Raw genomic sequence first — 12,951 nt, forward strand, 5'->3', positions numbered from 1 at the left:
TTTATTTGTTGCTCTCTATTAAATAGAGAAACAATTTACACCCTTATTATATAATCCATTCCTATATATGTAAATATTTATATTATTTTTGAGAGTGATGTATCTAGAATACAGAACCAAGGAATGTGTAATTTGAAACGTTGTAACTTTTGTGTAATAATGTAATCGAAATGTAATCGCTTGCATTTGTATTGCATTTCAAAAAACAAAGAGGAGAGATTGAATATGAAAAAGACTACAAAAGCAGTTGTTGGATCAATGTTAGCAGTAGGAACAGTATTCGGAATCGGCGCCTCAGTAGAAACACCACAAAGTAACGAAGCACATGCAGCAACACAACCTTATTATAATTATCAAGGGTACACATCCTCACAAAGTAATTTTATTTTAGACAAGAACTTTATTAATGCACTTAAAAATGACAATTTAACAATCAATGGTTATAAAATCACCGAAAATAGTAAAAATAGTGACAAAACAATTAAAAAATATGATCAACAATTTTATTTAGCTAGTAAACATAAAGCAGATGGAGTATGGTTTGATCTAAAAGATGGCGTTGTATCTAAATCAAAATTGCTTAAAGTATATGGTAATCCTGATACAAAACCTGCTAGCTCTGCTCAAGGAAATGAATACAATTATAATATTGGTGGAAAGAGTGTTAAATTCTTAGAGAACAATGGTTATATCACTAAAGTAGGTATTCATAATGGTGAATCTTAAATAAATCAATTCATTAAATGATATAGTTTCTTAAATAAATAAGACAGATATTGGACTAAAAAGTTCAATATCTGTTTTTATGTATATAATAATTTGTTATGTTAAAAATATATATCATTTAAAGAATTCTAGACTTAATTCATAAAAATTAGGAGGATTATAATGAAAATTATTGTTGTTGGAGCTACAGGGACAATAGGTAAAAGTGTATCAAAGAAACTTAAAGATAATCATCATGAAGTCATTGAAGTAGGAAGTCAGTCTGGTGATTATCAATTAGATATTACTTCTCCAGAAGAAATTGAAAAAATGTATAAAGATATTGATAATGTAGATGCAGTTGTTAGTGCGACAGGTGGCGCAACTTTCAAAGCGCTTTCTGATATGACTTTAGAAGATAATAATGTAGCAATTCAAAGCAAATTATTAGGTCAAATTAATCTTGTATTAATTGGACAACATTATTTAAATGAAAATGGCAGTTTCACTTTAACATCTGGTATTATGATGGATGATCCTATACGTTTAGGTTCTTCTGCAGCGATGGCTAATGGCGGTGTCGCAGGCTTTGTTACCTCTGCAGCAGTTGAATTGAAACGTGGACTAAGAATTAATAATGTAAGCCCTAATGTAGTGGAAGAAGCTCTAGATAAATATGGAGAATTTTTCAAAGGATTTACAGCTGTTCCTGTAGAAAAAGTGGCTAATGCTTTTATTAAAAGTGTTGAAGGTGCTCAAACAGGTCAAACATATAGAACTTATTAATAGAAATGTAATTGGCTATGAAATTTTAAATACTAAGTAGTTATAAATTATTTTCCATTAAAATTGAGGATATGTTAAAATCTTTGTGAAAAATAAATAATATATAAGTTATTAAATAAAACTTGGGATATTTTGTTAATATCTCAAGTTGTTTTTATGAAAGATTAATATATATTTTAAAGAAAGGCATTTTATAAAATGATTGCACCATTATATATTATTAAAGAGCATATCAGTAATATATATCTAATAAAGAGATTGGCTGAGTTTCAGATTAAGGTTTCGAATAAAAATAACTATTTAGGTACACTTTGGGAAGTGCTTAATCCTACTATTCAAATAATGGTATATTGGTTTGTTTTTGGTTTAGGTTTTAGAAGTAATCGTTTAGTAGAAGGCATACCATTTATATTTTGGCTTATAGTTGGAATTAGTATGTGGTTTTTTATCAACCAAGGCATATTAGAAGGAACAAAAGCCATCACAGGAAAGTATAACCAAGTAGCTAAGATGAACTTTCCATTATCTATTGTACCTAGTTATTTAGTTGTGAGTAGGTTTTATTCACATTTACTACTATTGATTATAGTCATGCTTATTTGTTTTGTAGGTGGATATCATCCTACTATATATACGTTGCAATTATTATTGTTCATTCCTTATACGTTAATTTTTACTATGGGAGTGGCATTATTGACATCTACTTTAGGAATCATAATTAGAGATACTCAAATGATGATTCAAGCATTAATGAGAATTGTCTTTTTTATATCTTCAATTCTATATTTGCCGACAAATAAGGTTGTATTAGGTGTTATAAAATTAAATCCAATCTACTTTATTGCCGAAGGATATCGATCTTCCATTCTCTATCACGATTGGTTTCTAATGTCTCATTGGAAACTTGCTGTTTATAATTTAATAGTATTACTTATTATTTTTATAATAGGGTCTTATTTACATATGAAATATAGAGAAAAATTTGTAGATTATCTATAAAGTATAAAAGCGTGAACCAACATTAAAATGGTTCACGCTTTTTAGGAATACAGTTTATTTTGAAAGGTCTTTTAAATTATATTTACTTAGATCTATTTCTCCAACATATTCTTGGTCCATAGGTGTACTATTTTCATACATTGTAACTTTGCCACTGGCTTTATTAACACCAATGATATGTAATCCACCAACACCATCTGTATTGAAATAAGGAATTTCGTAATAATACCCTTTATCTTTAATGTCACCAGTTGTTTTTAAGCGATTAGTATCGAAATTAAATTTTTTAGCAGCCATATTATAAGCATCTTTAATTAACTGTTTTTTGTCATTTTGTTGTGCTTTTTGAGTTGTTGGTGCTTTATCTTGAGATTGCGTTGTTGCTGCATGTGCAGGTGCAAAAGTTACAACCGATCCTGTTAATGCTAAGATTGATAAGCTTGTGAATACCTTACGTTTCATGATAATCCATCTCCTCAATGTTTATTATTTCGTTCTGTAATAAAAATGTAACATAAATGAAATATAAAAATCTAGTATTTTCATAAAATAAAATTAAATTTTAACATTTTATTTATAACTACTTTACAAAATACGGTAAAAATTTTAAATTTAATATTCATATATTTTTTAAGTTTTAGATTTTTCTAGAAAACATAATATAATTCTAATCTCCATAAAATCCATTTGATATGACTTCTAACTCAAAAAAATGTGAAAATAATGATTAGACTTGAGATAAGCGGGTATATAATATGAATTATTAATATTTTAATAATTTGCATCTGTAAAAAACTTAATTTGTTTAATTATCAAAAGTAAGAACAAATTGTTTTTACGCTTAAATTAAGTTGTTATATACATTTTATAAAAATGGTGTTATACTACAAGTAGTTTGTTAGGTAAAAAATCTTGTTTTTTTTAAGTCTATGTACGCCCGTTCAGCGGACATAGGCTTTTTTTATTATATATAGAAGTTATAAATACAATCACAGCTAAATTGATTCAAAAAAAAAGCTACTCGCTTATTAAATAGCAAGTAGCATAAATATATGACAACTAATGAATGATGACGTAGGACAAACCTGTTAACGTAAGTGTCAGAATAATTGTTAAAACAAGTATTGTTATGATTTTTTCTTTAAAAGATACAGGTTTTAAACCTATGAAAACTGTTAAAGTAAAGAAAAATAAACTTGCGATAAGATAAAATATAAACAATATAAAGATAAAACTATCAGGATGATTTAAAAACTCTTGATATTGATTCATAAGGAAACTCCTTAATATGTATTAATAATCCCAATATAACAAACATGTAAAGTGGTAGCTAATGTTTATATATTTAAATATTCCAAGCTATAAAATATGATCAAATCAAAAAACATGTGCGCTCAATGAATAATGAGCACACACTTTTTTTTATATTATAAATCCTTTTTTTCATCTCTGCGTTTTAAGAAGTAAGCGCCACCTAATAATCCGACTGGAATACCTGCAATCGGCGTGATAGCACTACTTAATACTATGATTATAAGTGTGAGCATCACCACATTAAATAAGTTCACTTTTAAATTTTTTAAATCCTCATATGATTGTTTGATTAAGTCTTTGAATTTCATTATAAATCTCTCCTTTAATTTATATCGTTTTTTTAATAATGCGATTTGAATGTATGAAAGCAATGAGTGCAAATGCGAAATAGACGAGTGAGTATACGACCATTACGACAATAATAGGTGTGTAAGAGACGTTACCCATCAATTTCATAAATGCAATTGCTGCAAAAAGTGCGTGTAATAAAGCAATGATAAGTGGTAAACCGAAATTAAAGATAATTTTCAATCCGAGTCCTTTCAACATATCCATTTGAGTGAAACCAATTCGTTTTAAAATACGGAAGTTATCAATCTCATCTTCGGTTTCGTCCATTTGTTTAATATAAATGATACAACCGGCAGCGATAAGGAATGATAAACCTAGGAATGATGTGACAAAGATTAATATGCCATTGGTTGAATCTAAGAGTTTTTTAACTTCATCGCGTGGTTGAATTTCAGGATTGATCTGTTTAGCAATAGTTGCTGCTTTCTTCATATCAGTATGATCTTTGATATTGATGCCATACATATTTTGCATGATGTCGTTTGTCTTCAATTTATTAAATTCGGCCCTGCTAATTTCAATGACCGGCATATTAGTCGTCAAATCAAGGGGAAGCATTGTTTCTTTATCCTCTTTAGTTACTTTAAAAGTTTGTTGCTGTTTACCTTTAACGGTGACTGTCTTATTTATATTAATTTGCATCATACCTGGTGTATTTTTAGTATTTGTAATAATTGCATTGGTGCCTTTAAGTTGATCATTAGGTACTAAAACGTTTTTGGCAGACATACTTTTACTATCATCTTTTAACGTCATCACCTTATCTTCTATTGTTTCGGCTGAAATAGACTCATACGTTTTAGTGCTATATCCGATATGATTTTTATCTAATTGCTGTTTGAATTGTTGTGCTTGTTTTTTGGATGAAAAATCAAAATCTTGTGGTGACATTGTTTGGAAAGTATTATTACTATTTTCCTGAGTTATTGTCGCAAAGCAAAGGACAGTTACCGTGATCGCTGAAATCAATGCAATAACAGTAAGCGACATCGCATTTTTCTTCATTCTATGCATGATTGAAGCTGTGAACACGACATCCGTAATAGATACATGACCATTTTTGAAATGCTTCAATGATTTAAAAATGAGTGATACAGAACTTCTGAAAAATAAATAGGCGCCAACGACTGTTAAAAATAAAATGATAAACGGTGAAGTCATAGTAAATGTTAATTTTTTAAATGTACCAAACATTTCAGTCGCTATATAGTAACCGAACGCTATCATGACAATGCCTAATATACCGCTTAATACTTCTAAAAATGTAATTTTAACTTTTGTAGTTTCAGTCTGACGGCGGTCTTTCATCAATGCCAATATACTGCGTTTTTTCAAAAATAAATAACTTTGAAATAAAATAAGTATAAAAGCAGTGATTAATAAAAATAATGTTAATGCTAAAGCCATAGGTTCAAAATTAATAGATAGCTTTACTGTTAAATGCATTAACTTAGATGCAACATATAGTAAAAATTGAGAACCAAATATACCTAAAACGATGCCCAATAATCCAGTTATTACAAAAATAGCGATTTGTTCAACACAAAGCATTCTTAAAATATTATTTCTAGTGAGACCTATCAACTGAAATAAGGCAAATTCTTGAGTACGTCTTTTAATAAATAGGTGGTTGGCATACATTAAGAAAATCACAATCATAATAAATAAAAATATTGAGCCGACTGATGCACCTTTTCGAATAATAGCTAAAGACTGATCGTTATTAATACTGTCAGTGAACTGTAATGTCGTAAAACTAAAATATAATATGATACTCAATAACAATGAAAATAAATACATACCATAATGTTTTATATTCATTTTTAAATTTTTGAGTGTAATTTGATTAAATGACATTCGCTACACCACCCAAAGAAGATTGCAGTTGAATAATGTTTTGATAAAAATCTTGTTTAGAATCTTCTTCTTGGTTTATTTCAGAATGAATATGTCCGTCTTTTAACATAATGACACGTTTGGCAAAGCTCGCTGCGACTGGATCATGTGTGACCATAATAATTGTTGATTGGAATGTACGATTCATTTCTTCAAGACGGTTGAGTAAATCTTTCGCACTTTTCGAATCTAATGCACCAGTTGGTTCGTCGGCAAAAATAATCTTCGGTTTATGCACAAATGCTCTGGCAGCGGCTGTTCGTTGTTGTTGACCTCCTGATATTTCACTTGGGTATTTATTTCCCAGGTCATGAATACCTAATGCTTCAGTGACTTCTTGATAAGATTGTTCCATTTCTTTTTTGTCGTAATGCTGAACTGATAAAGGTAGCATAATGTTTTCTTTAACCGTGAGAGTTGGTAATACACTGTAATCTTGGAAAATAAATCCTAATGACTTTTTACGATATTGTGCAAGTTGTTTATTCTTTAATTGACTAATATTGTGACCGTCAACAATGACTGAGCCGCTTGAAATTGTATCAATCGAACTTAGAACATTGAGCAATGTTGTTTTACCAGACCCTGAAGGCCCCATTATTGCTACAAATTCTCCCTTTTCAACTGAAAAATTAATATCATTCAATGCTTGATATTGCTTTTTCTTACCATAAATTTTTGATAAATGATCGACTTGTAAAATTGACATGTTATCACTCCTTATTGCTTATATCTTAATTTTAGGAGTAATAAGATATTCCAGCCTTTATCTAAACTTACAAAATACGCTACCAAACTTACAGCATTGAAAGGTTAGATATAAGAGGGAGGGATAGTGAAATTTTATAGAGGATTAACTAATAATAAAAAATAAAAGTTTAGTTTTTGTAAATATAATTGAAATAAATAATTAAGTTATGTAATGATAGAATTAATTGATTTTACATGTGAAAATTTAATTTAAAAGGAGTATTTGTAAATGAAAAAGATTTTATTATTATTAAGTGTGTTATTGCTAAGTCTAACATTAGCAGCATGTGGAGGTAATGGAGAGCAAAAGGAACCTTCTAAGGAAAGTCAAAAATCTAATAAATATGAATACGAATATTATGAAGTTTTAAATGATGGTGATGAAGATACACCAAATGTTGAAATTAAATATAAAGACAAAAAAGGGAAATCTCATTTAGAAAAGACAAGCTTAGACCATGTCTACGAACATATATTAAGTGATGGTAACAAGAAACCATATATCGTTAAAGACGGTAAGAAGATTCATGTATATCGTCCACCATATATGATGTACGGTGATGATGAAACAGAAGGTAAAGCAGTTTCTAAAGATGAAGTGTCTAAATAATTAGGGGTGAAATCATGAAGCGATTAATTTATAAACTTAGTTTAACTACAATTGCGTTCGTAACTGCTATAGTATTTGGATTTTCTACCCAATTAGATGCAGCAACATCATCTGGAGGTTCGAGTTCAAGTAGCTCGAGTAGTTCGTCTTCAAGTAGTTCATCATCAGCATCTTCAAGAGGAGCTTCATCTACGTCATCTAGCTCATCTATGAGTAGGTCTAGTGCCTCTAATGCGTCACGAGCTGCACAACAATCAAGTCAACGTGCATCACAACAAGCAACTAAATCTAGTCATTCTAAATCAATGCAAGGCAAACATTATAAAAATAATTCAAGTACTAAATCATTGGTAAGCCCAAGACGGCCATATAGTTCAAGTGCACCATATCAATCACAGTTTATGTCGACATCATATTATAACAACTGGCTATTTTTATATTGTTTTTCATCTGCATCTCATACTAACCAAGAAAAGAAAAATAATATTCAATATCAAATGAACATGTTGAAGCATCAAATGAAAGATGGAGAAAAATTATATACCGTCACAGTTGATACTAAACAAGGTAAACGTATTGTTGTTTTACCTAAAAAACAGTACGATAAAGTGCAAAAAGGACAGCACATTAAAATAAAAAATGGTGTTGTAGAATAGTGATTAATAAATGGGAGGAGAGCTTATATGGGAAAAGAATTAGTTGAGTGGATTATTGCCTTAGCGACAGGTATTATCATAGCTATCATTCTAACTGTATTTATCGGTACTTCATATACGGTATCGGGAGAATCAATGCACCCTACATTTGAAGATAGAGATAAAGTCATAGTGAGTAAAATTTCGAAAACATTGAATCATATTGATTCAGGGGATGTTATTATTTTTCACGCTACTGCTAAAAAAGATTATATTAAACGGTTAATTGGTAAACCTGGAGATACTGTTAAATATAAAAAAGATCAACTGTATATAAATGATAAAAAAATAAAAGAGCCTTATTTGAAAGAAAATAAAAAGAATAAAGTAGGCAAGTATTTAACAGAAGATTTTAATTCTAAAACGCTTAAAGGTGCTCAAGGTCATGCCAAGATTCCTAAAGGTAAATATCTAGTGTTAGGTGATAATAGACAAAACAGTATAGATAGTAGATATGACGTTGGGCTAATTGATAAAAAGCAAATCGTAGGAAAAGTGATGTTTAGATATTGGCCTATTAGTAAATGGGAAGGTGGATTTAATCCAGGTACTTTTCCAAATTAAATGTTAACGATCTCCATAGTTGATTCATTTTTATGTAAACAATGAATTGATTATGGAGATTTTTTATAGGCGTGGATAATTGGTACGGTTGTGGATAGATTTTGATAGGCATTCTTTGGAATACTGTTATATCAAGGCTTTGAGATATGATTTGAGTTATCCACAGCATATGTTAAAATGTTGATAATTAACAGAATTGTGTGACAATAATGTAAATGGGGTGTAAAGCATGTTTGGATTTAAGGTAAACGATGAAGTGACTTTAAAAATATTAGAAACAAGAGAAGCGGATGCACTTTTTAAACTTATAGATCAATCACGAGCGTATTTAGCAGAATGGTTACCTTTTGTAGAATATACAAATCAAGTTGAAGACAGTCAGAAATTTATATGTTTATTGAACAATTTTCATTTTTGGTTCTCCAATTAGAAAGAGTAGTCATACAAACTTTACAAAATATATTATCATTACCGCTCATTTTACTCTCTTTAATTATTAATAGTATATCTTACTACTTCTTTTTAAAATTTTTCTTAACGATATTTCAAATATACTATTTCTTACGTCTATAGCATCTTAGAAGAGCTTTTTGATTTTAATTAATCCTTAATTATTTACTTTATTTTTTGCAACTCGGTGAATCATGTCTTCTAATTCCTCTTTTGTTTTGAACTCCTCTAAACGTGACAAAATAGCATCAAATATAACTATAGCTTTAATTGCGTGTATGTTACTTAAGTGATCAAATATAGCACCATGTGCTATAGAATGGCGATTGTTTTCGTTATTTTTGTTACTTACCACTCTATCGATGTAAAAATTTCTAGTGATTTTATCACTAAATCCAATTACACAAAACATTGCTTCAATTATAATTTTTAATTTTAAAGTATCATATTTAAAGTTTTGATTTAGATGTTTTTCATTAAATCTGAACTTACCTATTTTATCTAATTCAAGTTTATCTGATATAATTCCTTCTATTTGAGTAGTAACTGTTGTTACCACTAAGCCGTATAGATTATATTGATATCCACTAATAACTTGTTCAAATAAATTAGTTCTTTTATGTAAAAAAACCGAATTGTTCCAATGATTTTGTATTTTATTTAGTAGGTAATCATCAAAATAATTAGAAAAATATTTATTTATTTCTTCTGTACTCACATTATTTTTATACTTATCAACTAAAGACTCAATAAATTCAAGATCCATTGAGTAATGTATGGGTAATTCGTAATATTTAAATGTTTCTATAGCTTCTTCATCTAATTGTTTGATAACTTCAGTTGTATTTTGCCATACTTTGTTAATAACTTGAGATGTTCTTTGTAAGGCATCTAATGGTAAATGCTCCAGTATATACATATTATTTTGTAATAAATTTTGTGCTTTTTGAGCTGCTTTGATAGCATCTTCGTATCTTCTTAAATTGTGACTTGCTTTTTGAATAATATCATTAGGATACATTTTCCACCTCTTGAATTATTAAGTATATGTATTCATAATTATTTTAGCTTATTTTTAATTCTTAATAAAATTTTTGAGGTAAAGCAAATGGCAAAAAATCTTGAATCATTTCAGTCAATAACACCATTGCAAGAATTGGAAAATATTTATCAAACTAAAATAGTAAATACAGTTCAAGCCGAAGAGTGGAATCAAGAATATGAAGCGATGGAATTTGAATTGTTTCAATATCGTATTAAAAGTAGATTGGGCAAAAAGACACCAAAGAAAAAGGGTTATTTTGTAACTCTGTGGGAGAAAGATAAAAATCATCAAAATATACCTATACATTTTGATAAAATGAGTGACTATTTAATTATTCACATTTTTGATCAGGAACTTAACGGCATGTTTGTTTTTGATAAGAAGACGCTTTTAACCAAAGGTATCTTAAGCGACATAAAGCATAATGGTAAGATGGCATTTCGTGTGTATCCAACTTGGGATACAGATTTAAATACTACGGCCTTTAAAACACAACAGTGGCAGAAATCCCTCTTTATAGATTTAAGCCAAACTTCATTAAAACAACAAAAGCCCAAACTAGATTCGTTACTAAATCATGAAATAAATTAATTAGACTTTTTAATTTCTATAAATTCAATCTCCAAAAATAAAAGTAGTTGTTTCATGGATTTCATTAAGGTGTTGTGACATATCATTTATGTACAAATTGGACAAAGGATTTTATCTTGGAGCATCTTTTAATTTCAATTTACATATAAATACGGAGCATTTTGGCGAGACTCTTGAGGGAACAGGACAAGCTGAAGACCTAGAAATCCTCACAGATTTATCTTTGTAGTATTTCTGGCTGAAGCTGTCCCCTAAGAAGGGACCCAACACAAAGAAACTGGTTTATCCAGTTTCTACAAGCAAAGCAGGTTGGGCATAGGGAGCCAATAATACGAAGTATTATAAATAAAGAAGCCAGTAAATGAATTTATAAAACTCATTTACTGGCTATTTTTCTAGGGTTTATTCTTATACTGTTTTTTGTTCTATAACAAGCATATTAAGCAGAAATACCACTAACTTCTATAATTTAGCTTGCCATTTATTTGTCCAAACTAGGTCGTTTGGTACGCCTTTAAAGTCTGATTCTCCCATGATTTTATCTACCACTGTTTCTAAACTGATTTGATTTGAATGATAAGCATTGATATATGCTTTAACCATTGTTGCGTCATGTAAATGAGTTGTGAAGTTAAGTGAAGTGAATACTGTTGGTACTTCATGTACATACCAAGGAATTTCATTACTCATAGCAGTTGACCAACGGATACGGTAGTTGTTTTCAGCTGCGTAACCTACAATATTGGCAAATACTAAAGCAGCATCAACTTCATCACGATATTCTAAAGTTTTACCTTTAATACGTGTTGAACCATCGTTTACTGTTACATTAAAGCCTCGTTTTTCTAAGATATCTACTAAATTATCTGTAAGTGAGTCATCAGATTTGTACAATCCATTTTTTTCACCTTCAATAACATAAAGACGAATGTTTTTATGTGTTTCAGGTCGAATAGGTAATTGGTTAAGTGTATTTTTCACTAGTGTAATACCTAAATCAGCTGCTTCTTTTTGCATTTCAATATGTTTATCACAACCAACAACTTCTAATGCTTTTTCATCTTTTTCTAAAGTGTTATTAGCTTGTTTTTCATGTAGATTAATTTTTGCTTTTAATCCAAGAATACGTCTTACAGCATCATTTAAACGTTCGTCAGTAATAACGCCGTTTTTATAACCATTAAGCATGAAATTAAAATCTTCTTCAATATCGTTAAAGAATAAGAACATGTCACAACCAGCAGCAATGGCTTGAGGTACATAATCTTCACGTTTCATTGCAGCTGTCATACCTAACATATGACTCGCATCAGTTACAACAAGTCCGTTAAAGTTTAAATCGTCTTTCAATAAATCTGTAATTAGTTCTTTAGATAATGTTGCTGGTAAAATGTCTTCATCATTTAAAGCTGGGTTTAATTTTTTAGAGTAGTGAGGTAGTGCGATATGACCAGACATAATCATTTCAACGCCATTATCAATGTGATTAGCATATACTTTACGGAAACTTTGATCCCATTCGTCTGGAGTCATTTCATTTACGCCTAAAACAAGGTGTTGATCTCGTTCTTCTGTGCCATCACCTGGGAAATGTTTGATACATGTAATCATATCTTTTGTTTGGTTAAAGCCTTCGATAAAGGCATTTGTATATTTAATTACAGTGTCAGCATTTGTTCCGTATGCGCGAGTATTAACGATAGTGTTTCTCCAATTTTCAAGAATATCAACACAAGGGTCAAAGTTGATATTTACACCTAATGCACTAGATTCTTGCCCAGAAACATATCCTGCATTATATGCAACTTTAGTATCTTGAGCTGCTTCACATTGAGCTGCAGAAGCAATGTAAGTACCGTCTTTACAAGCGCCATTGCCACCTGAATCACAATTTGCAGCGATGAGTAACGGAATTTTACTGTTATGTTGTAAATCGTTAAGTAAGTGTTGTACTTGTTGTCCATTGCCACCTTGGAATCTTGCGCCTCCAATATGATATTTATCAAGAATATCTTTATTTGTTAATTCATTATCATTAAAGTTTGCATCGTCTTCTAAAAAGAATAAATTGAAAAATAATTGACCAATTTTTTCTTCATCTGTGAGTTCTGATAGTGTATTTTCTACCCATTGAATTTGTTGATCGTTAAGATTATAAGGTTTAGATTTTAGATCTACTTTTACCATAAATAAGC

General features: G+C 29.8%; 14 protein-coding genes and 1 pseudogene. 8 read left to right on the forward strand and 7 right to left on the reverse strand.

Features of this window, described 5'->3' with window-relative positions; translation table 11 throughout:
* Positions 1–225: 225 nt before the first annotated feature.
* The 3 genes from isaB to LFT63_RS09400 all read left to right on the forward strand — a co-directional run bounded on the left by isaB (position 226) and on the right by LFT63_RS09400 (position 2,490).
* Complete coding sequence (gene isaB, locus LFT63_RS09390; protein ID WP_029056629.1) at positions 226–726, forward strand: immunodominant staphylococcal antigen IsaB family protein; 501 nt, start codon at positions 226–228, stop codon at positions 724–726.
* A 162-nt stretch (positions 727–888) separates the two neighbouring features.
* Positions 889–1,491: a short chain dehydrogenase gene (locus tag LFT63_RS09395; protein WP_029056628.1), complete on the forward strand. Its 603-nt coding sequence runs from the start codon at positions 889–891 to the stop codon at positions 1,489–1,491.
* A 198-nt stretch (positions 1,492–1,689) separates the two neighbouring features.
* Positions 1,690–2,490, forward strand: a complete 801-nt coding sequence (locus LFT63_RS09400; RefSeq protein WP_340768884.1) for an ABC transporter permease — start codon at positions 1,690–1,692, stop codon at positions 2,488–2,490.
* A 54-nt stretch (positions 2,491–2,544) separates the two neighbouring features.
* On the opposite strand, the gene LFT63_RS09405 is transcribed toward LFT63_RS09400, so the two are convergent.
* The 5 genes from LFT63_RS09405 to LFT63_RS09425 form a co-directional block, all read right to left on the reverse strand.
* Entirely contained in the window at positions 2,545–2,952 is a 408-nt protein-coding gene (locus tag LFT63_RS09405; protein ID WP_029056626.1) for a hypothetical protein, read from the reverse strand.
* Positions 2,953–3,549: 597 nt separating this feature from the next.
* Entirely contained in the window at positions 3,550–3,762 is a 213-nt protein-coding gene (locus LFT63_RS09410) for a hypothetical protein (protein WP_017636704.1), read from the reverse strand.
* 155 nt (positions 3,763–3,917) lie between these two features.
* Entirely contained in the window at positions 3,918–4,112 is a 195-nt protein-coding gene (locus LFT63_RS09415; RefSeq protein ID WP_017636703.1) for a VraH family peptide resistance protein, read from the reverse strand.
* Between the two features lie 19 nt (positions 4,113–4,131).
* On the reverse strand, positions 4,132–6,012 hold the full coding sequence (locus LFT63_RS09420; protein WP_029056625.1) for an FtsX-like permease family protein: 1,881 nt from the start codon (positions 6,010–6,012) through the stop codon (positions 4,132–4,134).
* Positions 6,002–6,760, reverse strand: coding sequence for an ABC transporter ATP-binding protein (locus LFT63_RS09425; RefSeq protein ID WP_029056624.1), 759 nt, complete (start codon positions 6,758–6,760; stop codon positions 6,002–6,004). The genes LFT63_RS09420 and LFT63_RS09425 overlap by 11 nt, the downstream gene beginning before the upstream one ends.
* A 270-nt stretch (positions 6,761–7,030) precedes the next feature.
* Here LFT63_RS09425 and LFT63_RS09430 point away from each other — a divergent pair, with 270 nt between their 5' ends.
* The 4 genes and pseudogenes from LFT63_RS09430 to LFT63_RS09445 form a co-directional block, all read left to right on the forward strand.
* Positions 7,031–7,411 (forward strand): hypothetical protein, encoded by a 381-nt coding sequence (locus tag LFT63_RS09430; protein WP_029056623.1) that lies wholly within the window; start codon positions 7,031–7,033, stop codon positions 7,409–7,411.
* 14 nt (positions 7,412–7,425) lie between these two features.
* Positions 7,426–8,067, forward strand: a complete 642-nt coding sequence (locus tag LFT63_RS09435) for a hypothetical protein (protein ID WP_029056622.1) — start codon at positions 7,426–7,428, stop codon at positions 8,065–8,067.
* Between the two features lie 27 nt (positions 8,068–8,094).
* Positions 8,095–8,670, forward strand: coding sequence for a signal peptidase I (gene lepB / locus LFT63_RS09440; protein ID WP_340768890.1), 576 nt, complete (start codon positions 8,095–8,097; stop codon positions 8,668–8,670).
* A gap of 229 nt (positions 8,671–8,899) precedes the next feature.
* A pseudogene (locus LFT63_RS09445) lies at positions 8,900–9,061 on the forward strand (GNAT family N-acetyltransferase); the annotation flags it as partial.
* A 216-nt stretch (positions 9,062–9,277) separates the two neighbouring features.
* Here the strand turns inward: LFT63_RS09445 and LFT63_RS09450 are convergent.
* Complete coding sequence (locus LFT63_RS09450; RefSeq protein WP_340768891.1) at positions 9,278–10,141, reverse strand: hypothetical protein; 864 nt, start codon at positions 10,139–10,141, stop codon at positions 9,278–9,280.
* Positions 10,142–10,228: 87 nt separating this feature from the next.
* Here LFT63_RS09450 and LFT63_RS09455 point away from each other — a divergent pair, with 87 nt between their 5' ends.
* Positions 10,229–10,756 (forward strand): MepB family protein, encoded by a 528-nt coding sequence (locus LFT63_RS09455; RefSeq protein ID WP_340768893.1) that lies wholly within the window; start codon positions 10,229–10,231, stop codon positions 10,754–10,756.
* Between the two features lie 462 nt (positions 10,757–11,218).
* Here the strand turns inward: LFT63_RS09455 and LFT63_RS09460 are convergent, their stop codons facing one another.
* Positions 11,219–12,943, reverse strand: coding sequence for a glycoside hydrolase family 3 protein (locus LFT63_RS09460; RefSeq protein WP_029056618.1), 1,725 nt, complete (start codon positions 12,941–12,943; stop codon positions 11,219–11,221).
* Between the last annotated feature and the right edge of the window lie 8 nt (positions 12,944–12,951).

It is taken from the genome of Staphylococcus sp. FSL H8-0121, from assembly GCF_038008425.1.
GTDB classification, from domain to species: Bacteria; Bacillota; Bacilli; order Staphylococcales; family Staphylococcaceae; genus Staphylococcus; species Staphylococcus pasteuri.